Source organism: Thermoprotei archaeon, assembly GCA_038881895.1.
Taxonomy (GTDB): domain Archaea; phylum Thermoproteota; class Thermoprotei; order Gearchaeales; family WAQG01; genus JAVZOV01.
The window spans coordinates 355,581-379,423 of sequence record JAVZOV010000001.1 but is presented as its reverse complement, the minus strand read 5'-3'; the positions used below and the strand labels follow the sequence as shown (position 1 = coordinate 379,423).

Genomic DNA, 23,843 nt, shown 5'->3' with positions numbered 1-23,843 from the left:
CGATGATTAGCTTCAATGTACCAGAGTTCGATAAGAGTTTAGGTATAGAATTTTATGTATCATCAGCACCAGGAATAGGAGGCATAATAAAGTACAAAACAGAAGATTTCATCGTCGAAGAGATAAATGAACAAGGAATTGTTTATCGTTCAAGCCTATTAGGAGATTTCACTCCACCCCCTTCACCCACAACAGGACCTTATGTGTTTACCATCATTGAAAGATGGGGCTTAGATCATCATGAAACAATAAGATTACTTTGTAAAAAACTTAACGTAAAACCATCCCAGATAGGTATCGCTGGCATTAAAGACAGAAGAGCTGTCATAACACAAGGACTTACAATCAAGGGTATTAACCCGAGCGATTTACAAAAGATAAATTTACGCAAAATTAAAATTCTATGGACAGGTTTCAGTTTAGGTCCTCTAAGACCTGGAATGTTATACGGTAACCAGTTTACCGTCTGTATAAGAAATATTGATAGTAGCTCTGAACATGATTTAGCCAATCATATTTTCAGTATTATTAAAGAAATAGAAGAGCTTGGAGGCCTTGCAAATTTTTATGGATATCAACGCTTTGGAATACCTAGAGCATCCAGTCATCTAGTCGGAAAATACATAGTCAAGAGTGATTTCGAAAGCGCAGTAATGAAATTTATAGGCTCTCCTGTTATCGGTGAGCCTAAAACACACATTGAAGCGCGCAGAACATTCGATGAGACTATGGATCCCGTAAAAACGCTTAAAGTGATGCCAAGAGAATTGCATTTTGAAAGAATTGTTCTTAAATATTTAATAAAGCATCCTGAAGACTACGTAGGTGCTCTTGAACGATTACCAAAGAACCTATTAAGACTTTTTGTTGAATCATACGGATCTTATATTTTCAATAAATTTCTCAGCGAACGTGTGCGTAACGGTTTATCATTAATCGAGACAACTGATGGCGACCTGATTGCATTAACAGATTCCCATGGTTACCAATCTACAAGGATTCTGATCGCAAATAAAACAATCAGCACTTCAGAAGCTAACAATTTAATCAGACTAGGAAAAGCAGTCCTTGTGATAACAGTTCCAGGTTACATTGTTAAGCTTGCAGATGGAATACAAGGAGAAATACAACATAAAATTTTAGCAGAAGAGAAAGTAAGGCTCAAAGATTTTAAAGTTCCAGCCTTAAAGAAAAAACTATACGTAACAGGTGGATATAGGCAACCACTCATCAATATCGAAAACTTTTCAATAGTAAAAATATACAATGATGACATTTTCAATGGACGTAAATTAATGACAATTAGGTTCAGGCTAAAAAGAGGAAGTTATGCTACAAACCTCCTTAGAGAAATTATGAAACCTAAAAATCACCTATCCTACGTAGGAATTATTAATATCAATAAAAATTGATCATGAGACAAGACATTCCTAAGAAAAATATTTATTATTTTTATCTAATAAAAGCTTGGTGATAGAATGGTTACAGCAATATTAGTCTCATTTGAGGATGATAGTATCCTAGCCATGACATCAGAGGAAACAAATCTTGAAAAATTAGTTGGCAAGAAAGTTATTTATAAAGATTATAAAGATAAAACATGGGAAGGACAAGTAGTTGAAATAACAGGGTCCTTCATCAAAATAAAATTCAATGGGAATCCAGACGGTTTAGGTCAAGGAGTTATAATGGATATCTTAACTGAAGAATAAAACACTAGTACTTATTCAGAATAAATGATACAAATATTGATGTTCTCTACGACTAAAGTTGGTTAAGGTTCTTAGTTCCTTAATCTTTAAGCTTCCAAAATTTTAGAAAAAACATTATTTCTTAGAGGATGAGTATTCGTGAACTACCACCAGCTTTCGCAGGTGGCTTCCTGCTTCCACGGACAGACTCGATCTCCACTCACCCACAGCGGAGGTCTCGGCAGGTGAGACCGTTTCGGGAATCCTGTGTGGAAGGTGGGTTACGGAGGTCTTGCCCTCAGCAGGCGTCTCTTTCGGCCTGTTCCATGCCTACTAGGTCTGCCAACCAAGCAATGATAAATACAACGAGAAAAAATATAAGCTTATCGGCCTTCATCCCCACCCCTACGGATGGAGACTCCCCGCCATCAAAGTTAAATACATCATCTAGTATACGAATTCCTTTAGGTCGTACCTTGCAATAGTTGATGGAAATACTCTGTTATTTATTTTTTCAAAAACTTCTCTGATTTTATTCCTTAACTCTTTAGTCTGTATTAGAATCTCATCATCATTTAATTCACCTAATCCTAATTCTTTCTCGATACGCACATAAGGTATATCTCTATATTTTACTAACGGAGAAATGTAAATCAAATCATTTTTATCTAGTGGTATTCTACTTATAACTTCAGCAGTTTTGTCCACATGCTCGTTCCAGAACATTCTCCCCCCAACACCGGCTATTACTATGATCGATATCGAAAGGCCGACATCTTTAAGACTAGTTACAAAATCTACAAAATCCTCAACTTCCATAGGTTTATTGAGTATAGAAAGTACTCTTTTGCTACCACTCTCTAACCCTACGTATAACCTTTTCAAACCTTCTCTCTTTAATTCCATAAGATCATCTATATTTTTTCTCTTTGGCGTGGTGAACGCATCCACAAAAGAATAGACAGGCCTATTAAGTTCCTTTTTTATTTCTTTTAATGCCTCTACAAGAGTCTCTTGATTCACGTTGATAGCGTTCGCATCTCCCAAAAACACCGTTCTTCTAATTTCAAGCCCTCTTCCAAAAAATGTTTTGACATCATTTATATGTTGTTTAAATTCGTCAATAGACCTTACACGGTACGGTCTATCTCTATAAAGTTTGCAAAACGTGCATTTATTCCATGCACACCCTTCAGTAAACGTTAAGTAAACAGAGAAATATTGGTCAGGTGGTATTAGTGACACTGACCACTTGTATATCTGCCTAAATTTTTCAGCATCCTTTTCTAACCACTCCCAGTCTCTGGACGCAATTACTTTCAAAATGTTCAACGCATCTTCATCATTAGTTTTTAAATGATCTAATGCATCTCTAACAATTCTATATGCATTAATTACAACATCCTTCCCTTCATCCCTCGTAGCATCCTTAACATATCTCTGTTCTCCGATCCATTTAACCTTATAAAAACGATTTTCAAGAGAACGCTTGTATGTTCCATCTTTATTTACATATAAAATCAACCTTCCATTCAAATCAAATGATGCTATCTCATTTATATTACGATCAATAGAAACAAACCCCTGATTAATTCTAATTATGAAATCATCACTATAAAAAACCTTAGTGTGTGTGGCCACTTCCAGCACTTCATAATTTAAAAATTTCCACTAAAAATTAAACCTAGCTTTTAAACATCTTCATAATAGGATTTCTTCATTCATAAATCTAAAAATGAGTAGAATAAAATGTTCATGATTGCTGAAAATTCATTAATAAGTAATTTGTTAGAATATGTGGGTAGTATTATGAGGATGCTATTAGTTACGGGTATTATAGCAGAGGGTTATGTTAGGAGAGAAGCTGAGATTCTTAGCAAACTGACTGGTTATAAAGTGGACGTTCTTACTCTTCGTTTGCCAGTTGCTGCATTAGCTTCTACAAATTATATTGCAGAAGCTCTTTTGAGAGCTAATGTTAGGGATTATGACATAGTAATCATACCTGGTCTTGCAAGAGGATCGGCATCAATAATTTCGGAGAGAATGGGAATCCCCTGCGTTAAAGGGCCCAAACATTTCGCAGATATATCAAAAATATTGAGCACTATGAAAATAGAAAAGCTTTCAGGTGAAATACCTGCCGATATGATATATGAAGGAGAAGTATCTAATGAAATTTCTCAAACATTCTCTATGATAGAGAAGAGCATAGTTGACCAAATGTTTATAATAGCTGGTAAAGTAAAGATTCCTTTACGACCACCACCAATAAGGGTTATATCTGAAATCACTGAAGCCCACCTTTATGATAGAAACAAATTACTTCAGGAAATCATTAAGAGAGTCGAAGCAGGTGCAGATATAGTGAGTGTTGGTTTTGATGCTAGTAATCCAATGCCAGATCTAGTATACTCTACAATAAGATTCATCAAGGAAAATTACGATGTGCCTATAGCTGTAGATTCGATGGCAATTTCAGAGATCAAGGCTGGAATAAATGCTGGTTCTGATATGATACTTAATTTGGATGCTGGAACCATATCTGATATATCCTCAATACCTGGGTCTGTTGCTGTTGTTTTAATACCTACAAACATGAAAGAAAATTTTGTACCCAGAAGTGTAGATGAAAGGTTAAAGCTTATTGATTATCTTCTAAGTAAAGCACGTGAGAAAAAAATAGAGAATGTGATAATAGATCCGATAATAGAACCGCCTATAAATCCAGGCTTACTTACAGGGCTGGAAACTGCGATTGAATTAAAGAAACGAAAAATCTTGCCAATGATGATAGGAATCAGTAATGTGACCGAGATGATTGATGCTGATAGTGTTGGTATTAATGCTCTCCTTACAGTTCTTGCATACGAGCTTGGAGTTTCAGCTGTCCTTGTAGTTGAAAAAAGTCATAAAGCAAAAGGATCCACAAGGGAAGTAGTAACAGCATCAAAAATGGTTACGCTAGCACATGTAAGAAGAACATATCCTAAAGACTTAGGTGTGAACCTTTTAATACTTAAAGAGAAATCGGATAAAACCGTACCAATTAACGTTGATTCATCTACTGAGATCTTCTCTGAGCATGGTTTCGGACATACAAATCTAGATCCCCAAGGTTTCTTTAAAATAGGACTTGACAGGGATCGTGGGTTGATAATAGCAGTATATCAGGGTAGAAAAGGAAGCATTACGATAAAAGGCGCCACAGCTGATGCAGTAGCCAAAAAAATCATAGACTTAGGATTAATTTCGCGCTTAGATCATGCAGCATACATAGGAATGGAACTACAAAAAGCAGAAACCGCTCTACGACTAAACAAAAGTTATGTACAGGATGAATCTCTCCCTTTAACAGCTTTCTAATAATGTCAACTCACGCTCGGAGGTATGATAATGCAATCTAGACCCGATATCAAACTGAAGACAAGAATCAATAATCCTATAAACCTAGAAAGGTTAAGGCTAATCCTTCTTTGGAGTACCCATATCCCTCTATTATTAAGAAAGAGTTGTGATCAAAAATGTTATTAATAGAAACAGGTTCAAGAATACATTTGGGCTTCTTTAATACAATTAATTCTTATACTGCATATGGAAGTATTGGAATGAGCCTTAAAGAACCCTCCTATATGATGTCTGTAGATGTTCATGATTCCATATTAATAGAGAATGATAAAAGTGATAGAGTTCTTCCAATATGTCAACAGATAGTACGCCTATTGAATATTGGAGGACTTAAAATAAGAGTGTTTGATGAGATTCCATCTCATGTAGGGTTCGGTTCAACAACACAACTTAAACTGGCATTAGGAGTATCAGCCTCTAGACTTTATAATCTGAGAATGAGTGTTAGGGATTTAGCGGGTCTAGTGGGATTAGGATTTGCATCTGGTATAGGCATTGCATCATTTGAAGACGGTGGATTCATAATAGATAGTGGTCGATTCTTGTCTGAGAATAAAATTATACCACCTGTAACCGGTAGTAATGATATACCAAAGGTCATCTCTAGAATAAAAATACCAACTAGCTGGCGATTCATATTAGCCACACCTCTTCATAAAAAAGGATTTAGTGAAGATAATGAGCGTATAATCATGATGAACCCAAGACCAATGCCGCCATCAATTTCATCAGAAATCTCTAGACTCATCTTGACAGGCTTAATTCCTGCAATATTGTGGAATAATCCAAAACTTTTTGGCAAGTTTTTAACCAAAATACAATTCATGGTGGGTGAATACTTTAAACCAATTCAGGGAGGCATATTTTGTTGTGAAGAAACGGAATTCATTGTAAAGACGCTTATATCACTAGGAGCTTATGGTGCAGGACAAAGCAGTTGGGGACCAACAGCTTATGGTATTATTGATAATGATCAATTAGCTAAAAGGATACTAAACAAACTTAAGCATAGACTTGAGAAGAAGGATATTAATGCAAAGATAATGATCACTAGGCCAAGAAACCATGGAGCTAAGATTAAAAGTATTCCCAATCGATTATACATTCAAAAATTATGAATTGTTGGTTGTACAATTTACGTGGTTTTTATAATTATTTTCCTCTATCAACTCTTTAAGGCTTGCCTCTTTAAACGCGTATACGTTGTGCGGATGTATGCTCTCAAAGCTCTCGAGTTCTACACGAACTACTGTGTTTAGCGGAAATCCCTCCTCGTAGAGTTTCTTCGCTATATTAATTAATGCAAACCTAGCAGCATCTTCGGCAAATCTAGGCCTATGTATTGCATTTTTTATTAACTTATACTCATCAATTCTTTTAAGAAGACTAACCACTGGGGAAGAGAATGAGTTGCGGGCAGTATCTATAAGCCACTCAATTCTAGCTATCTTATCTTCATTATCGTTTAACGTATTTGTTACTGAGATCGTTAATCGTGCTCTTTGCGTATGTGTAGGTGTCTGTGTTATTTCAGTTTTCTCTATTTCACTATACGTTGCTTGGGCGCACGGACATGCAGTCATACCCTCAAGAGTTACAGAAACGCACCTAGTTTTGTGATTATTACGATCAACACTTGATTTTATTTTTACTTCAGCAACCTCCTGAGTATTCATACCTAAGAAATTCTCGTCATAAAAGAATGATGTATTAACTATGACCTCAGCTCGCGATGCATATGAGTGTTTCTCAAGCAATTTTTTACCACTTTTTTCAACCATTTCTTCTAAACATGATGCACCGTTGTTTCTTGCCTCATCTATAGCTTCTATGAATGCTTCAATGTTTCTTGACATATGAACACCCCGTTGCATTGCGGGTAAATCTATGTAAGCCTCAAGTTCACAATTAAAGTTCATTAAACCCTTAGGAGTATTAACAGATACTATTCGTCTAACACGTTTTACACCAACACGGTCAATTTTTATCGTAACATCAGGTATACTATTTTGCACATCACTAGTAAGCATGTTTATCACCACACTCTATAGAAATAGTTCAACAATATATACATGAACACTGCGTTATTACAGAAATCATAAAGTTTATTTTATAGTTAATCATTAAATTAAAAATAATAGGTGCTATAGAATGGCCAATGAAATTAATATAATATTACCACCGATTGTTAGCTTTACACTAACATTTCTATTAACACCACTAATTATGAATGTCATGAAAAGAATTGGCAAGACAGGAATAGATGTGCACAAGCTAAATAAACCAGAAATTCCTGAATTGGGTGGAATAAGCATAATTATAAGTATCTCAATCTCAGTGATTGTAATGTATATGCTTAATGAACTATCAACAATAATTATAGCATCATTACTGACTGCATTGATAGCAGGCATCATTGGTTTATTAGATGATTTATTTGATCTAGGAGGAATTTTAAAACCAGCACTCACGATTTTTGCCTTTTTACCAATATATACTATGGAAGTCTACAATCCTAGACCAGCAATTCCATTCATACCAGGAACACGCTTATTCATAATTTATCAACTACTATTACCGTTTTCTATAGCCGTTCCAGCTAATGCAGTGAATATGCTCGATGTCATAAACGGTGCTACACCACTAACTACAATCCCAGTTTTTATAGCACTAGCAGTATCAGGAATATTACTAGGTGGAAGAGGCATAGAAACAATGTCATTTGTTGCAATAGCGAGCCTCATAGCATTCTATTATTACAATAAATATCCGGCAAAAACGTTCATAGGTAATTCAGGTGATTTCTTCATAGGAGGATTAATAGGTGCCTTGGCGGTAACAGGAAGACTCGAAATTGTTGGAATAGTAGCACTAATGCCCCATATAATGAATAGTTTTTATATTCTTGGCAGTATAAGAAGATTATTTGAACATAAAACTATTAAAGACAAACCAACAAGATTACGTGATGACGGACTTTTAGAAGCAACAGATAATCCAAAAGCAGCAGTATCACTCCTACGACTTTTACTTATGAGAGGCCCAGAACATGAAAAAGAACTAGCATATTCACTCTTTCTACTTTCATTACTGTCATGCATGCTAGCTATTATTACAGCTTACTTGACAACAATACGTTTATGGGGTGTTTAAATGATTGCTAAAGCTACTAAAGATCTACTGATTATAACGTTCATATCGTGGCTTATGCTAATTGGTGTTAGTTTTGTACTAACCTTATTATTGTATGAGACCCCTAAATCACCATTATTACCTTATATTAGACCACTCATAGGCATCGCACTAATAGGATTATGGTTATTCGCATGGTTTAAACTAGTATCATCATATTTTTGGAAAATGCTACGAAAAAATTATAAAAATAAGGGCTAGAATTCCAGTCATGGGTTTTCATCCATTCCCCCTCACTAGAGGCTCATTAAGGATCTTGCCAAACAATGAAGGACTGCACATTAGACATTAAGTCTCCATCAGCCAAGCTTCATTTTCTATCACATTTAATATCACATCCACAGGGTTTTCCATCTCATTTTTAAGAATCTCTATTTTACGCTTTGTGTCTCTCTTAATTTCATTAAGATCATCTAAATATTCGTTAAGAATGGAAGGTAGCTTACTTATATCAACGCGCGTCAATACACCTTTTGAAATTAAGTACTCTCCAATGGGATACCTATCTGGATATACTGAAATGGTGGGAACCCCAAGTAAAACAGCCTCCTGGCTCATGGTCCCTCCTCCACCTACAAATACATCAGAAGCACTGAGCAAACTAGCTCCGTCAACAACACGGTCTAAAATTATTGAGAAATCTCCATAAAGATCTTTAAGGATTGGGATGTCCTCCTGATACCTTGGCAAGAAAACAAAAAGGGTGTCATCCCGTTTCCTTGCAAGCTCTCGTAACATTTGAGCAGTTTCTCTCTTCATTATACTTGTCTTACCGCTAAGATAGGATGCAAACCTTTCTTCAGGCCTTATCAAAACGAGCTTCTTTTTATCTTTTTTAATGTTAAGTGTATCGAGAATTTTATTATCAGGTGTAAAATCTGATAACCATGCCAACGCATCAAGACCCTTATAAGTGATAATTCTATTTCTTGAAATACCATAAATAAGCCATTCTTCAATAGGTATGTAAGCAGGTGTAAGCAAAAGTCTTGATAATGGTAACGTGAGTCTCATAACATATTTCGAATTCACACCTTCACTCACAGCTACGTGGGGTATATTTAATCCAAAAGCTACTCTAGTTAAATCTGGTGAGCATGAAGATAATGCTAAATCAGGTTTAAACTCTTCAGCTATGTTAACCATTTCCCGCATACGCTCAATGCTGGCTATTAGCTTTCCTTTCAGCGTTTCTCCACCATACTTGCCGATAATTATTGCATCAATGTTCTTTATTTTTAACAACTCCACAGTTTCTCTGTATTCACGAGATGTGATAAGTACATCATGACCACTTTTTTTAAGTCTTTGTACTAACGGTTTAAAGAACAGCACATATTTTGGTGTAAGTATATCAATCCATATTTTCATTTTACATTCTTACCTCTAACCCAATTATATTCAAACGTATCAGAAAATATTTTTACTATGCCTCGATTTACTGAAACATGCGGCTGGTAAAATAACGGGCGTATTTTTTGCGACTCGTCAGAAGGAATTAACATAAGAAATACTACCATCCTATCATCAAATATGGTTCCTCGGAAAGGTAATGCAGGCATGGGACTCCTCCTAAATCTAATTCTTTCATCAAACCTCGTATCTAGATCAGCCAATCTCCTTATTGAAGGATTAAGAAGCACACGAATAACTACTCCCTTATCTAGAGCACTTCTTAGATACCGTTCAACCTTAGGATACCATGAAAATGTGTTCGTGGAAATTGAGATCATTTCATTAGAATCATTAATGCCCTTTACAGTCACAGCCTCCATTTCATTAAACCCAGAAAGTTTCTGTAGCAAAGTTTCCCATCCAACCTTTATTCTAGATGAATTATATAACGTATTAACTTCTTTTAAAAGCTCCTGGGAGGCGCCTCGTACGTGCTCAACGTGAGCTTCCAGTGATCTGATATATTTCTTTATATATTCTTCAAGCCCCTCATTTGGCGGCACAGCATCGAACTTTTTCGGTTTCTCTGGCAATTCCTTTACTAACCCTTTATTCATTAACGATAATACCACTCCATACACTCGTTGTAAAGGTATTCCAGTTGAATGGCTTAATTCATTTGCAGACAATTTGCCGTGTTCTATTAAAGCCCTGTATGCACGCGCCTCATAACCTGTAAGCCCTATAGTTTCCATGAGATGAATTATCCTATTTTCCATATTTTCCACATTATTATTTTTTACTTATAAGTTAAAAAACATTACTAAAAAATCATTTTTAAGTGAGCATGCATATTCTTTCTTTGGGTGAGAACAATTATAAAAATAGGTGTTATAGGGTCAGGCTTTTGGGGAAGGAATCATGCAAGAGTCTTAAAGGAAATCAATGATGCAGAGCTCGTTTTTATCGCAGATATAGATGTAAGTAAAGCTGAGGAAATAGGTAAACGCTTTAATGTAGAATTCTTTAAGGACTATAAAGAAGCATTAAGCAAACATGATGTAGATGCTGTGACAATATGCACACCTACATCAACACATTACGAAATAGCGATGGGTGTCATTAAAAGGGGCATAAACGTTTTAATAGAAAAACCTGTTACTGGAGATTTAATGAAAGCGTTACGATTATCAGAGGCAGCCAGAGACTCAAAGATAAAAACTATGCCAGGTTTTATCGAAAGGTTCAACCCAGCAGTGAATTATTTAAAACAATTAATAGATAAAGGTAAGATAGGGCACATAATCACTATTATTGCTGAACGTGTATCCAGAAGACCAGATCGCATAAAAGATGTTGGTGTACTCCATGACCTTGGAATGCATGATATAGACGTTATACGATACATTACCAATAAACAAGTAAAATCAGTATACAGCATTATAGGCAAAATACAAGGAACATATGAAGATTATGCGCTAATGATATTAAATTTAGAAGACAACATAACCAGTTTTATCAGTACCAACTGGCTAACACCAAGAAAAATCAGAACATTAAAGGTGACAGGGAGCGAAGGAATAATCACAATCGATTACATAACCCAAGAAATAACAATAGAAAACAATGAAGGCACAATCAAACCATATATCGAATACTCTGAACCACTAAAACGTGAACTACAACATTTCATTAACGTGATAAAAGGAGAAAAACCATTAGTCACGCTCGATGATGCAATAATCGCCTTGTCCATAATAGATAGCGCACTAAAATCTGCCAAAACAGGTATCCCAGAAATGATACCAGATAAAACAATTAATACAGTAATACCATCTCAAAATAGAAAATTGTTAGCCAAAAACTTCCTTAACGAATCATAGAATAACTAATTCAAGTATTCTATTAGTAACGCAATTTTTTTATCTTGATAAGAATAAATTAATCTAGAGCTTTCATTTTGTAAAGATTGGTGTTAATAATTGTCTGGCTTTGGATTTGAAGTAGCAAGTCCCGAAGAAGGACTCCTTAACATAAAACATACAATCTTAGTGATGAGTGGTAAAGGTGGCGTTGGCAAGTCTTTCATAACCGTTAATACTGCAGCAATATTAGCATCACACGGCTCACGAGTCGGAATATTAGATGCAGACATACATGGCCCATCTGTACCTAAAATGCTAGGTATCGATCATATGAGGCTTATAGCACCAGATCCAGGGCAGTCATTAAAGCCTTTGATTGGCCCGAATAATATAAAGGTTATTTCTATTGCATTCTTACTGCCCACATACGATACACCAGTAGTTTGGAGAGGCCCATTAAAAGCTAAAGCTATTCAGGAATTCGTAGAGAATTTAGATTGGGGAGAGTTAGATTATCTTCTTGTTGATTTACCGCCTGGGACTGGAGATGAACCTTTAAGTGTGGCACAAGAAATTCGAAAACCAAGCGGTACAATAATAGTAACAATACCCTCAGAAGTATCTCAAATAGTAGTTGAGAAGGCTGTAAACTTTGCATTTTCACTAAAAATACCAATAATAGGTATTGTAGAGAACATGAGCGGTTTCACATGCCCAGAATCAGGAAAAACATACAAAATATTCGGGGAAGGGGGAGGAGAAAGAATAGCAAAAAGAATGAAAGTACCATTCCTAGGTAAAATTCCTTTAGATCCTAGAATAGCAGAAGCATCAGATAAAGGGAAACTATTTACACTAAGTTATCCTGATGCACCAGCAAGTAAGGCACTAAATGAAATCGTCAAAAGAATAAAACAATTCTTAGAACAATCAAATAAATAAACAACCTACCATATTTTATAAAATGAAAACAAAACATGAAAATAATAGAAAAATCACGATCACTAAAAAATATTAGAACGCATCTCACGTTGAATACTGTTATTTATTTTAAACGAGCAATGGCACACTTAATAGACCTCGCTATATCGATCGCCATAGCCATGGTTATTTCAAGAACATCAAGACCACTAATGTTCCTTTTAAACGAGTACCTGCAACTATTCTTAAATACATTCATCATATTAATAATATATTCTACATTAACTGAAGGAACGTTAGGGTTTACATTGGGTAAGTTTCTTTTGGGATTAAAAGTGATCTCCACAAACGATGAACCAATGAATATTGCAAAAGCATTCGGCAGGAATATCTTTCGATTCTTGGATATAATGCTCCTTTATGTACCAGCTTTTTTATGGTGGCAACGAATAGGCGATATCGCAGTATCTACTATAGTAGTTGGAAAAAAGCAAAAATTAGAGATAAAATTCTTTCACGTTACTAGAGAAATGTTCATTGCAGTAGAGATGCAGCGAAACAACATAGCTCAAGAGTTAGCTAAAAAGAGTTTCAGACGCACAGATGTAAAAATAAGACTCCAAGAACTCATGGACCTAGAATTTTTCCTATCTCATGCTGTAATCTCTGAAAATGCTGATCAAGAAGGAATACTTGAATTTGAACAACTACGTTCAAAGTATAATTTAAACCCTCTTGATTTTTAACCAACTATAAACCAAATAAAATACGATAACCATGAACATAATCAATGAAAAAATTAATTTAGTGACTGGATCTAGAGGACTAGAGGTAAAGTAAGCCTCTATGAACGCAGCAACAAACAGCAGAATACTGCTACCTAACATAACATTTAATGCTGTGTCCGTTGCCTTTCTTAATGCTTCATGAGACCCATAAAGAGAAAAACTTTTAAGAAATCTATAACCAAACCCTAAGGAAGCTCCGAACGATGTTATCATAGCCGTCAACTCTAACACACCATGAGGTAAAATCAATGACCAAAATTCCAAAAAACCGTGCGGATAATAAGAATAGACCAAGCCTAAAATAAAACCATTGGCAAATGTAGTGAACACAGTAGGAACGTCAGCAAGAAGAGATAAAACAAACGAAATGCTCTGCACCCTTAGGTTGTTCATAAATATTTGTATGAACAAAACAAATGATGAGTATTGGGCACTCACAGTATTATTCGTATTCAAAATAAGATTAAAAGGACGCAAGGATCCAAACAAAAAACCAAGCAAATAGATGAAAAACGATAAAAGTATAAAAACAGCATTATCGAATATCGATTTAGGATATTTAAACAAGATAAAATCAACAAAACGCGCACGCAAAGACTTAACCTTAAACGGTTCATAACCATTAAGACGCAACGCAATAAAAAACTCTTCTGCAAGTTCATCATAAATACCTTGACTTATTAAACCACGATCTAAATCCTGCCTAAGCATAAACAAGTGATCTCTATACAACTCTAAACCTTTCATCATTACTTAATAAAACAAGCTAACTTATAAACTATTTCTCATTCGACCAATATCTTTTAGTACGAGCGTAATCAATCTCTGCTCTCAATATTAAACGATACAATCCCGACTCATCCGAAGCCATGCCCAATATTCTTGCAGCGGTTTTAGGACCAATACCTCTACCAGCCATAGCTTTAACAGCCTTCTTGCCATAGGACGCTACAAGTTCTGCAGAAAAAATAAGCTTTTTATACATCTTAGATAGCTCATCATTTCGCTTCAAGACTGCGACGTTCTTTTTACTTATTAAATTCGCTATCTTTATAGCTATAACATCATTTGGATCAGTGACGGCTATCATAACAGAACCACACCTAGGACAGGAAATTTTATCAGATAAATTTTTAATAATTTCAACGGAATGCCATCCACAATAAGTGCAAATAAGTCTCACTCTTTCTGATTCAATGCGCTCCTTAACGACAGTAACTATTGAATCAGCGGAGGCCAACTTCAAAGCAAATCTTCCAAGACTAAAACTCTCAAAAAACTCCCTTGAAAATGGTGATGGGTCGCTTGCTTTGAACGTCTCTACTTTCGTAACACCTGATCCTATGCGCTTGAATATCTCAAGCGCACCATAGAAATCGGTATAATGATCCCTTAACTCTTTTAATGCCTCCTCTGAAACCGGAGTGCCCTCTAACTCAACAATCACAAACTTAGGGACATCATTAATTCTCTTCTTTGAAATTACACCAAACCTTAATGCCACGTCTTTAAGAAAGCGTTCATACTCGCTACTCTCTTTCAAAAGATATTCCAAATACTTCGGATTATCATTAATATACATTGGAATCCACCTAAGCAATGCATTCTTGATAACCTCAGCCGTAATCGGAGCTTTAGAATAAAACAATATTTTCATAGAGTCAGCAATATACTGAGATCTTAAAAAGGCTTCTCTGTTTAATATACCCCTGATTATCATTGCAATAGCCCTGTTTATCCTTGTACCAAACGGTGAATGAAGAACGCACACATTACCAACCTGTTCAATGACAATTAAATTCGGATCAGGTATAGGATAATTCTTCTCTGCAACTTCACCTAACAACTGAGAAACCATCCTAGCAGACCGCTCACTGAGAGGATAGCCAAGATCCTTTAAACTTATTTTATGCTCAATCACTTTCTTCCTAAGTTCCGCAGCTAACTCAGCAATCTCACGTGGAACAGGTATAGTCTCTCCAAACCATACAGGAGCATCGCCAATCTCCTCCACAGGCTCTAACAAGATACGCTCATCTTCTGAGTTAACGTCAACCACACGCCACACGCGACCTGCAAGTATTATTAAAGCATTTTCATTAAGCGCATTTCTAGTATACTCCTCATCAAGCATACCAATCCTTCGATTACTAACAACATCTATTGCATCGTAAAATTTCGTTTCAGGTATAGTAGAGAGATTCTCATAATAATACGAGATCGTCAGTGAACCCCGGCTCTTCACCCTCAATTCATCATTAATATAAAGCTTAATCTTTCTAATCTTCTCCAAAAACTCCGAGACTTCAACAAGCCTCTCAACACTTAAATCTTTATAAGGCCAACTTCTTCTTATCATTCTTAAAAAATCATGTAATGATGCTCCTCCTCTCTCCAAAACATATCCCACAAGCTGATGAGCAAGCACATCTAATGCTTCCCTGTACACAGGAAGTGAAGTAAGGGAACCTCTTTTAGCAAAATCAAATATGGAGATGGTCTCAAAGATCTCATCAGCATTTGTCACCATTATCATACCCTTGGCAGTTTCACCAAACCTGTGCATCGACCTACCAATCCTTTGTAACAACCGTGTAGGATCCCTAGGAGAACCAAACTGTATCACGTAATCAACAGACCCTATGTCAATGCCCAATTCCAACGAACTTGTACTAACAACGAACTTTAGCTTGCCCTCCCTTAACATTTTTTCAGCGTTCTCCCTAACAGTCCTATCTAAAGAACCATGGTGAACCAAAACTTGTAAGCTAGGATCAACATTAGAAATTTGAAACGTCATATGCTCAGCCATCTGCCTAGTATTAGTAAAGAGAATTATAGAATTCTTATCACGCGACAACCTAACAATCTCCTTAGCAACATCCTCCTCACCTCCCACGTAATCAATAACTACATCAATTTCCCTAGGCACATCAACATTTATAACTATAAAATCACGATCAACACCAAAAAGCATACGAGCAGCTCCCTCCAGATCACCTACAGTAGCAGACAAACCTATCCTTTGAAAATCATACTCAGCAACATCAACCAACCTCTCAAGCGCAACAGCCAACTGAGCACCGCGCTTACTAGAAAATAGCTCATGAAATTCATCAACAACAACAATCTTAACCCACTTCAACAAAGGCCTAACATTCCTAGCAACAAGCATAGCCTGCAACATTTCAGGAGTCGTTATCAAAATATTCGGGGGACTCTCAACCTGCTCCCTACGTTCAGCCTGCTTCGTATCACCATGCCTCACTGCAACCTTAAGACCAGCACTCAACGCAATATCCATCATCCTCCTCAAAATATCTCTATTCAAGGCACGCATAGGAGTTATATACAACGCCTTAATACCCTCACCACCAAGCCTCAAAACCAAATCTATGAGAGGGAAAAACACAGCTTCAGTCTTACCAGACCCAGTCGGCGCAACAACAAAAACATTCCGACCCTTAACTATAAGAGGAATAGCCCTTTTCTGAACCTCAGTAGCTTTCTCATAACCATAACTAGCTATAATTCTTCTCAAACCCTCACTCAGACCCTCAAACCCATTAACCGACACTGCCAACCTCCACTATAAAAGATAAAACACCTATTATATCTTTTTAAAGAACACACTAACAACTGTAAAAACTATATACAGTAACCTAAAAACTCAGTTGAGGATCAACACACTTAATCTAATAACAGGTAGATGAAATGTTTGATTGAACATTTTTACATGAATGAATTTGTGAAAAATTCGAATAAACTATTTATAGATAAAATCGGATAGCTGTATAGAGAACATGCTTGAAAAAATTTTAAGAGCACTTGGAGTTTACAGAATCTATGAAGTATGGCTTCATAATCAGATAAAAAAGGGCACTATGCCACAACATATAGCAGTGATAATGGATGGAAACAGAAGATGGGCACGGCGACGTAGTTTGTTTCCATGGTTAGGACATAGGTATGGCGCAAAAAAAGCAAGAGAGTTTCTTAGGTGGTGTTTAGACTTAAATATCAAAACAGTAACCATATATGTTTTCTCAACAGAAAATTTTCTTCGCTCACCTGATGAGGTAAAAGAATTAATGAAAATTATAGAGGAGGAGGTTGTGGATGCATTAAACAATAAAGATATAAGAGATAACAAAGTGCGCATAAAAATCTTAGGAAAAAAGGAATTACTGCCAGCTAGTTTAAGAGAAAAATTGGAACAATTAGAAAGAAATACAGAAAAATATGACAAACACTTCTTAAACATTGCGATAGCCTACGGGGGTAGAATAGAGATTGTGGATGCAGTCCGTAATATAGCAATGGACGTGCTCACAGGAAAACTCAATATAGAACAAATATCTGAATTTGAGATAGAAAAGAGACTTTATACATCACATCTACCAAACCCACACCCAGATCTTGTGATCAGGACAAGTGGAGAAGAGAGATTATCCGGTTTCCTACTCTGGCAGACAGCTTACAGCGAATTATATTTCACGGATGTATACTGGCCTGACTTCAGAAAGATTGATCTATGGAGAGCAATTAGAACATACCAAAAAAGAGAAAGAAGATTTGGACGTTAAGCAGTCTGTGAACTACCACCAGCTTTCGCAGGTGGCTTCCTGCTTCCACGGACAGACTCGATCTACACCCACAGCGGAGGTCTCGGCAAGTGAGACCGTTTCGGGAATCCCGTGTGGAAGGTGGGTTACGGAGGTCTTGCCCTCAGCAGGCTTCTCTTTCGGCCTGTCCCATGCCTACTAGGTCTGCCAACCAAGCAGACAACGATAAATACAACGAGAAAAAATATAAGCTTATCGGCCTTCATCCCCACCCCTACGGATGAGGACTCCCCGCCGACTGTGTTAAAAGTTGGATCCATGAAAAATCTGGAACATACTTTCGCTTTTTAACTCTTTCACTTAACGCATGTACCACAAGAGGTAACGCAATAGTCGCATCACAATAACATACAGTATTCCTTCCATGCGGAGACTCTTTACCCCAGCTTATTGCCTCCTCAAAAGTAGCTCCAGACAAACCACCCCACTGAGGACTATCTGTAGTTATTTGGATAGCATACTTGTGAGGATGCTCTTTATCATCAGGATCTCGAAGTCTCAAAGCAACAGCAATAAGCTGAATAAAATCCTTCGGAACACCCCCACCAATATAAATAACACCACTCTCTTTACTTCTAGCACCAATTTCCACAATTTCCTCAAAATCCTTCATCTGATCTAGCACAACCCGCTTACCCTTTGAAAATCTCAACATGATATTAGCTATACCATAACCACTATCGACCAGCGCAGGACTAAAAATTGGAACATTACTCCTGTAAGCAGCTGCAACAATACTATCAATACCCTTCTCATTAAGCCACTTACCTAACAAATACAAGTACTCCCTTGAAGAATAAACATGATTCACATCAAGGGCATCAGTGAACTCTGTAAGCAAGCTTTCCATTTTTCTATACTCCATTTCATCAGCGTACACATCATAAAATCTATCAATATTGTACTTGAAAAGCTCTCTATCATCAACCAAATGAGAACCCTGCCAATAAGACCCCCCCATAGCCTCTAAAATATCCTCAGAAATATTCGCTCCCGTCGATACCAAAACATCTATAAACCTATTCTCTACCAACCACTTTATAATTCTCCATTGTCCAGTAGTACTTAACGATCCCGTAAGTCCCATAAATATAGTTACACTATCATTCAACATCAATTCCCACGTTTCAACAACCTCACCTAGCTTCCTACCTTGAAAACCAGTCTGCGCCATCTCGCTCAAAAGTTCCGAAATACTCTTCCCACCCTTCACTTCAATTGTTCTTAACTTCTTTTGAAAATACGGATTTTTCATTTTGAGTCTCACTTATAATTTAATTACACACTTTTAAATTCTTCGCAGCGCAAACGTATAAAAAATGAAAAATATTTCATCAATAGATAAAAATAATCTAATTTTTCACCTTTAAAATAGAAGGATGTGAGAAAGCATGCGTAGAGAAAAGAAGAGACAAACAAACCAAGACATAGAAGACATAATCATCACTATTTACAATAAATTATACGAATCGACAAACTTATTAACGAATAAAGACGAATGGAGCATAAAAGATGGAAAGATAGAATGGCCAGGAAACTCATCATGGGAAATAATGATAGGTGCAATACTTATACAACGTTCATCGTGGAGAAACACAGCAAAGGCATTAGAAAACCTAAGAAAAAATGAACTCACTACACCAGAAAAAATACTCAGTATAGATATTGAACAGCTATCCAATATAATAAGATCAGCAGGATTTCCAGCAAGGAAAGCAAAAACTATCATAGAGCTAGCAAAACTTATTAAGAAGTATTCATCAATGGACAACATCTTCAAAACACAGAACATCAGAAACCTCCTACTTAATATTTATGGCATAGGCAACGAGACCGCGGATGTCATCATGCTCTATGCAGGTCAAATACCCACAATCCCAATTAGTGACTATACAAAAAGAATATTAAGTAGAGTATTAGGAATAAATAAAAAACTCTCCTATAAAGAATGGCAAACACTCCTCCTTAAATCCCTACACACACTCTCAAATTACAAAAACTTTCATGCACTCACGAGCGAATTAGGTTATCATTATTGTCATCCTAAGCCATTATGCACAAAATGTCCTCTATCATCGATGTGCAATTACGCGTTTCAGCATAAAAAAATATATGCTTGAAATAAATAGCCTAAACCATGGAAAGGACATTAGTATTGATAAAACCTGACGGTGTAAAACGTGGTCTAATAGGAGAAATAATATCAAGGTTCGAAAAAACAGGATTGAAGATCATTGGAATAAAAATGGTAAGACCAACAAAAGAGCAAGCATTAGACTTCTATCCATCAGATAGTGAATGGCTCATAAATGTTGCAAACAAATCCCTGAAAGTTTACAAGGAACTGGGCATCGATCCAAAAAAAGATTTCGGAACAGATGATCCGATAATCATAGGAAAAATCATCAAAGAATGGTTAGCAGAATTCCTTGCATCAGGTCCCTGCATAGCAATAGCACTAGAAGGAAATAGAGCAATAGAAGTAGTTAGAAAAATTGTAGGAGCAACAAGACCATATGAAGCAGCACCAGGAACAATAAGAGGCGATTATTCAACAGACAGCCCAGAACTAGCGAACCTAAGAAAAAGACCCCTAAGAAACTTAATCCACGCATCAGACTCTAAAGAAGTAGCAGAACGTGAAATCAAATTCTGGTTCAACGACAACGAATTATACGAATACAAAAGAGTAGATGAAGAAATCATATACAGTTAACTCAAAAACCAAACTCACTGTAAATGCTTTATAAATTGCTCAACTTCCCTTCTCGTAGGTAGTGCGCGAGCACCCATTTTAGTTATCTTCAAAGCAGCAACAGCATTCGCAAAACTAACAGAATCCCTCAAATCCTTCCCCTCCAACAAACCAGTAATGAACCCTGCAGAGAATGCGTCACCAGCACCAGTAGTATCAACAACCTTAACCTTATGAGCTGGAATAGAAAACTCATTATCACCATTCTTCACATAAACACCCTTATCACCCATCTTCACAATAACAACAGGAACAACCTTATTCAGTATAATCGCAGCCTCACGAGGATCACTAGTATTAGTAAGACTCCCAGCCTCAAAAGAATTCAAAAGCAAAATATCACACAACCTCAACAAAGGCTTAAGCTTCTCCATACCAATCATCGACACCAAACGACCAGGATCAAACGAAACAACAACACCAGCCTTCTTAGCAACCTTAGCAGCCTTTACAGCAGTACTAAGACGCAAACCAGTTATATGCAAATGCTCAGCAGAACCTATATACTGAACATCGAGCTCATCAGGCATCAACTTATCACTAACACCCTCAAATCCATACATAACAACCTGACCATCCTTATTCACAATTATTATCGTAAACCCAGTAGAACCATCAAAATCAATCTTAACCCTACTCACATCAACACCATCACGCCTGATCTCCTCAAGAAGCGTACTTCCAAAAGAATCCATACCTACCTTCCCAATATAACCAGACCTTATGCCTAACCTAGAAGTACCAACAGCCACATTCGCAGCAGACCCACCACCACCATACTTAATACTTCTAACAACACCCTCCCTATCAGGCTGAGCAAAATCATCCACACTAATCTGAATATCCATCAAAATATGTCCTACAGTTACTACTTCAGGCAACACACAAAAGAAAGAACATTTTAACATATAAACCTAACATCCAACAAAAACGAGCACTTCATAATCATCGCAACAAACACGATACTACAAAATATTAAATAACTATTGTAATATGATTATATAATTTTACGCTAAAAATAATTATGAGAACAAACTAATTAACAACCCATAAACGATACAATACATTTAAATTATTCACTTCAGACTTATAATATGGTAATACAATGATAAAGATAAAAAACCTAGTGAAAGAAGGAAATAGAGAACTACTATATTTCTGTCTCCCAAAATCAGGAATAGTAAATGTAAAAAGCAGAAAAGCATACCTGAGAACAGTATCAAAAAGATGGTTCAGGAAATTCATGGCGTTCGACAAAGAAACGCCAGTAGCACAGGTAGAATGCGTACCAATAGAACATGCACCATTCCCCATAAAAGGCGAACAAGCAATCTTCATAAACTGCATGTGGATCAGCAAAGAATACAGAAACCAAGACATAGGACAAAAATTATTAGAAATGTGCATCAACGAATACAAAAAATACAACCCACAAGGAATTTCGCTCGTAGCGCTCGATGACTGGCTCCCATGGCTACAAGTCTCCCAATTCATGAAACTAGGATTCATGATAGCAGACACAAAACCGACAGGAATCAAATACACAGGAATAAAACAACAGTTCGAAGGACGCGAAATAAACGCATACCTACTCTTCAAACCATTATCAGAAGAAGCAACATGGCCACAATTCATAGAAGGACAAAAAATCCGCACCAAATTCTGCCCAGGATACCCATACCTATACGAAGAATAACAAACCACAAAAAATTTGCACTTAATTATTAACAAAACTATAAAACGATTTAAACAATCAGAATTGCAACAACTCAATTCCACTTTTTAGATACAGAACCAATACTCTCATCAACATAAGCTTAGTTCTCAGCCTTCGCATCCTCAAAATCTCTTGCTCCTTATTAACAATTCAAGAAATATCATCAAACACCGATTCACTCAATCAGATAAAACAAAAACACTACAATAAAAATACAAAACTAAAAAACATTAGACAAGAAATTATTATCGAAACTTCACTCTAAGCGTTCATACTTTTGTTCTCTAATTTCTCCATGAGAGAATTTATATTCAACAATCACAGTTTCGTTCAAGGTCCTTTTTATCAAATGATCCATATCAATCTCAGTTTCTGCATTGATCACTTCCTCAGGTTTTACGTTAGTTCTGGGATGTGGCGAAATAATAGAGCACGCGTCCTTACACTCCTTAAGCGAAAGCTCATATGTACCAATACGCTTCGCCAAATTTATAATCTCCTCCTTATCGTACGTTAACAAAGGCCTGAGAACCTGAAAACCTAACCCATACGATATAGAGACCACGTTCTGCATAGTCTGAGAAGCAACCTGCGCCAAGCTTTCACCAGTAGAGATAGCATCATAACCATACTTACGTGCTAAAAACTCTGCAACCCTCATCATAAACCTTCGAAAAACAACAGTCTCCATCCTAGGATCCAGACGAGCAGCTGCAACAAGATGAAAAATATGAAACGGAACATAAAAAACCCTCGACCTATAAGAAAAATACGTAAGAAAACGCAATAACTCACCAACCTTAGAAGCCCGGGACTCTTCAGCATCCCTCACAGCATAGAAATGAACATAATCCACCAACACACCACGCTTCATCAAGAGCCACGCTGCAACAGGTGAATCAATACCACCAGAAAACAAATGCAAAACCCTACCACCAGTACCCACAGGAAGACCACCAGGCCCCTCAAACCTCCTAAAATACACAAGAAAACGATCATCCAAAATCTCAATATAGACAGTCACATCAGGATTCTCCATAGAAACTTTACCCTTAAGCCTCTCAGAAACAACAGAACCAACCATCCTATTAACATCCATCGAAGTATAAGGAAAACTCTTATCAGCACGCGTAGCATCAACCCTAAAAGTAGAAAACGACAAAGAACGAAGTTCATCAACAACAGCATCCACAAGCACATCAAAATCCCTCGGAACCACAGACCTAGCAAACGCAAACCACCTAACACCAAACACCCTAGAAACCACATCACGATATAACCCAATATCACTACCATCAACCTCCACAAGAATCCTACCCAGAACACGCCTAATACACTTATAAGATAATCCACTAAGACTCCTCCTAAGATTATTCACCAACACACGCTCAAAATAACCACGCCTACCACGCTTAAGCCCAACCTCACTATAATGCACAGTAATCACATCAAACATACCATAACAAAAACAAAACAACTAAAACAT

Annotated in this window: 22 protein-coding genes; 13 read left to right on the top strand and 9 right to left on the bottom strand. The window is 36.6% G+C overall.

The window, feature by feature from the left end:
* Positions 1-2: 2 nt before the first annotated feature.
* Both truD and QW128_01965 read left to right on the top strand, forming a co-directional pair.
* A complete protein-coding gene (gene truD / locus QW128_01970) occupies positions 3-1,412 on the top strand; it encodes a tRNA pseudouridine(13) synthase TruD (protein MEM3832354.1) in 1,410 nt (469 codons plus the stop codon).
* Positions 1,413-1,478: 66 nt separating this feature from the next.
* On the top strand, positions 1,479-1,712 hold the full coding sequence (locus tag QW128_01965) for a hypothetical protein (GenBank protein MEM3832353.1): 234 nt from the start codon (positions 1,479-1,481) through the stop codon (positions 1,710-1,712).
* A gap of 426 nt (positions 1,713-2,138) precedes the next feature.
* On the opposite strand, the gene QW128_01960 is transcribed toward QW128_01965, so the two are convergent.
* Positions 2,139-3,341 (bottom strand): radical SAM protein, encoded by a 1,203-nt coding sequence (locus QW128_01960; protein ID MEM3832352.1) that lies wholly within the window; start codon positions 3,339-3,341, stop codon positions 2,139-2,141.
* Positions 3,342-3,440: 99 nt separating this feature from the next.
* Here QW128_01960 and QW128_01955 point away from each other — a divergent pair, with 99 nt between their 5' ends.
* Together QW128_01955 and QW128_01950 are read left to right on the top strand one after the other, a co-directional pair.
* Positions 3,441-5,057, top strand: a complete 1,617-nt coding sequence (locus QW128_01955) for a dihydropteroate synthase-like protein (protein ID MEM3832351.1) — start codon at positions 3,441-3,443, stop codon at positions 5,055-5,057.
* Between the two features lie 158 nt (positions 5,058-5,215).
* Positions 5,216-6,217, top strand: coding sequence for a hypothetical protein (locus tag QW128_01950; GenBank protein MEM3832350.1), 1,002 nt, complete (start codon positions 5,216-5,218; stop codon positions 6,215-6,217).
* On the opposite strand, the gene mptA is transcribed toward QW128_01950, so the two are convergent.
* Complete coding sequence (mptA, locus tag QW128_01945; GenBank protein MEM3832349.1) at positions 6,212-7,129, bottom strand: GTP cyclohydrolase MptA; 918 nt, start codon at positions 7,127-7,129, stop codon at positions 6,212-6,214. The two genes, QW128_01950 and mptA, sit on opposite strands and share 6 nt — an antisense overlap.
* Before the next feature lie 121 nt (positions 7,130-7,250).
* Here mptA and QW128_01940 point away from each other — a divergent pair, with 121 nt between their 5' ends.
* Both QW128_01940 and QW128_01935 read left to right on the top strand, forming a co-directional pair.
* Positions 7,251-8,252, top strand: coding sequence for a hypothetical protein (locus QW128_01940; GenBank protein MEM3832348.1), 1,002 nt, complete (start codon positions 7,251-7,253; stop codon positions 8,250-8,252).
* Positions 8,253-8,492 (top strand): hypothetical protein, encoded by a 240-nt coding sequence (locus tag QW128_01935; protein MEM3832347.1) that lies wholly within the window; start codon positions 8,253-8,255, stop codon positions 8,490-8,492.
* Between the two features lie 87 nt (positions 8,493-8,579).
* On the opposite strand, the gene QW128_01930 is transcribed toward QW128_01935, so the two are convergent.
* Complete coding sequence (locus QW128_01930; protein MEM3832346.1) at positions 8,580-9,662, bottom strand: DUF354 domain-containing protein; 1,083 nt, start codon at positions 9,660-9,662, stop codon at positions 8,580-8,582.
* Entirely contained in the window at positions 9,659-10,465 is an 807-nt protein-coding gene (locus QW128_01925) for a helix-turn-helix domain-containing protein (protein ID MEM3832345.1), read from the bottom strand. The genes QW128_01930 and QW128_01925 overlap by 4 nt, the downstream gene beginning before the upstream one ends.
* An 87-nt stretch (positions 10,466-10,552) precedes the next feature.
* Here QW128_01925 and QW128_01920 point away from each other — a divergent pair, with 87 nt between their 5' ends.
* The 3 genes from QW128_01920 (at position 10,553) to QW128_01910 (ending at position 13,218) form a co-directional block, all read left to right on the top strand.
* Positions 10,553-11,569 (top strand): Gfo/Idh/MocA family oxidoreductase, encoded by a 1,017-nt coding sequence (locus QW128_01920; protein MEM3832344.1) that lies wholly within the window; start codon positions 10,553-10,555, stop codon positions 11,567-11,569.
* A 99-nt stretch (positions 11,570-11,668) separates the two neighbouring features.
* Complete coding sequence (locus tag QW128_01915) at positions 11,669-12,493, top strand: Mrp/NBP35 family ATP-binding protein (GenBank protein MEM3832343.1); 825 nt, start codon at positions 11,669-11,671, stop codon at positions 12,491-12,493.
* A 35-nt stretch (positions 12,494-12,528) separates the two neighbouring features.
* The gene (locus tag QW128_01910; protein MEM3832342.1) at positions 12,529-13,218 is read left to right on the top strand and encodes an RDD family protein; all 690 of its coding nucleotides are present in this window, start codon (positions 12,529-12,531) and stop codon (positions 13,216-13,218) included.
* Here the strand turns inward: QW128_01910 and QW128_01905 are convergent.
* Both QW128_01905 and QW128_01900 read right to left on the bottom strand, forming a co-directional pair.
* Complete coding sequence (locus tag QW128_01905; GenBank protein MEM3832341.1) at positions 13,198-14,010, bottom strand: stage II sporulation protein M; 813 nt, start codon at positions 14,008-14,010, stop codon at positions 13,198-13,200. The genes QW128_01910 and QW128_01905 overlap by 21 nt on opposite strands.
* Positions 14,011-14,038: 28 nt before the next feature.
* Positions 14,039-16,837: a DEAD/DEAH box helicase gene (locus QW128_01900; GenBank protein ID MEM3832340.1), complete on the bottom strand. Its 2,799-nt coding sequence runs from the start codon at positions 16,835-16,837 to the stop codon at positions 14,039-14,041.
* 226 nt (positions 16,838-17,063) lie between these two features.
* On the opposite strand from QW128_01900, the gene uppS reads away from it, so the two are divergent.
* Positions 17,064-17,846, top strand: coding sequence for a polyprenyl diphosphate synthase (gene uppS / locus QW128_01895; GenBank protein ID MEM3832339.1), 783 nt, complete (start codon positions 17,064-17,066; stop codon positions 17,844-17,846).
* A gap of 253 nt (positions 17,847-18,099) precedes the next feature.
* Here the strand turns inward: uppS and QW128_01890 are convergent, their stop codons facing one another.
* Positions 18,100-19,140: a deoxyhypusine synthase gene (locus QW128_01890; GenBank protein MEM3832338.1), complete on the bottom strand. Its 1,041-nt coding sequence runs from the start codon at positions 19,138-19,140 to the stop codon at positions 18,100-18,102.
* Positions 19,141-19,276: 136 nt separating this feature from the next.
* Here QW128_01890 and QW128_01885 point away from each other — a divergent pair, with 136 nt between their 5' ends.
* Positions 19,277-20,005 (top strand): endonuclease, encoded by a 729-nt coding sequence (locus QW128_01885; protein MEM3832337.1) that lies wholly within the window; start codon positions 19,277-19,279, stop codon positions 20,003-20,005.
* A 17-nt stretch (positions 20,006-20,022) separates the two neighbouring features.
* Positions 20,023-20,601, top strand: coding sequence for a nucleoside-diphosphate kinase (locus QW128_01880; GenBank protein MEM3832336.1), 579 nt, complete (start codon positions 20,023-20,025; stop codon positions 20,599-20,601).
* Between the two features lie 14 nt (positions 20,602-20,615).
* Here the strand turns inward: QW128_01880 and QW128_01875 are convergent, their stop codons facing one another.
* Complete coding sequence (locus tag QW128_01875) at positions 20,616-21,521, bottom strand: carbohydrate kinase family protein (protein MEM3832335.1); 906 nt, start codon at positions 21,519-21,521, stop codon at positions 20,616-20,618.
* 224 nt (positions 21,522-21,745) lie between these two features.
* Between QW128_01875 and QW128_01870 the strand changes: the two genes are divergently transcribed.
* Positions 21,746-22,336, top strand: coding sequence for a GNAT family N-acetyltransferase (locus QW128_01870; protein ID MEM3832334.1), 591 nt, complete (start codon positions 21,746-21,748; stop codon positions 22,334-22,336).
* 277 nt (positions 22,337-22,613) lie between these two features.
* Here the strand turns inward: QW128_01870 and thiI are convergent, their stop codons facing one another.
* Complete coding sequence (thiI, locus tag QW128_01865; GenBank protein ID MEM3832333.1) at positions 22,614-23,813, bottom strand: tRNA uracil 4-sulfurtransferase ThiI; 1,200 nt, start codon at positions 23,811-23,813, stop codon at positions 22,614-22,616.
* Positions 23,814-23,843 lie beyond the last annotated feature (30 nt).

Bases quoted from the DNA above. Each gene is read 5' to 3' on its own strand.
- QW128_01955 (MEM3832351.1), top strand. From the start codon at position 3,441: ATGTTCATGATTGCTGAAAATTCATTAATAAGTAATTTGTTAGAATAT.
- QW128_01885 (MEM3832337.1), top strand. From the start codon at position 19,277: ATGCGTAGAGAAAAGAAGAGACAAACAAACCAAGACATAGAAGACATA.
- QW128_01870 (MEM3832334.1), top strand. From the start codon at position 21,746: ATGATAAAGATAAAAAACCTAGTGAAAGAAGGAAATAGAGAACTACTA.
- thiI (MEM3832333.1), bottom strand. From the start codon at position 23,813: ATGTTTGATGTGATTACTGTGCATTATAGTGAGGTTGGGCTTAAGCGT.
- QW128_01935 (MEM3832347.1), top strand. From the start codon at position 8,253: ATGATTGCTAAAGCTACTAAAGATCTACTGATTATAACGTTCATATCG.
- QW128_01925 (MEM3832345.1), bottom strand. From the start codon at position 10,465: ATGGAAAATAGGATAATTCATCTCATGGAAACTATAGGGCTTACAGGT.
- QW128_01940 (MEM3832348.1), top strand. From the start codon at position 7,251: ATGGCCAATGAAATTAATATAATATTACCACCGATTGTTAGCTTTACA.
- QW128_01890 (MEM3832338.1), bottom strand. From the start codon at position 19,140: ATGAAAAATCCGTATTTTCAAAAGAAGTTAAGAACAATTGAAGTGAAG.
- uppS (MEM3832339.1), top strand. From the start codon at position 17,064: ATGCTTGAAAAAATTTTAAGAGCACTTGGAGTTTACAGAATCTATGAA.
- QW128_01910 (MEM3832342.1), top strand. From the start codon at position 12,529: ATGAAAATAATAGAAAAATCACGATCACTAAAAAATATTAGAACGCAT.
- QW128_01965 (MEM3832353.1), top strand. From the start codon at position 1,479: ATGGTTACAGCAATATTAGTCTCATTTGAGGATGATAGTATCCTAGCC.
- QW128_01930 (MEM3832346.1), bottom strand. From the start codon at position 9,662: ATGAAAATATGGATTGATATACTTACACCAAAATATGTGCTGTTCTTT.
- QW128_01880 (MEM3832336.1), top strand. From the start codon at position 20,023: ATGGAAAGGACATTAGTATTGATAAAACCTGACGGTGTAAAACGTGGT.
- QW128_01950 (MEM3832350.1), top strand. From the start codon at position 5,216: ATGTTATTAATAGAAACAGGTTCAAGAATACATTTGGGCTTCTTTAAT.
- mptA (MEM3832349.1), bottom strand. From the start codon at position 7,129: ATGCTTACTAGTGATGTGCAAAATAGTATACCTGATGTTACGATAAAA.
- QW128_01905 (MEM3832341.1), bottom strand. From the start codon at position 14,010: ATGATGAAAGGTTTAGAGTTGTATAGAGATCACTTGTTTATGCTTAGG.
- truD (MEM3832354.1), top strand. From the start codon at position 3: ATGATTAGCTTCAATGTACCAGAGTTCGATAAGAGTTTAGGTATAGAA.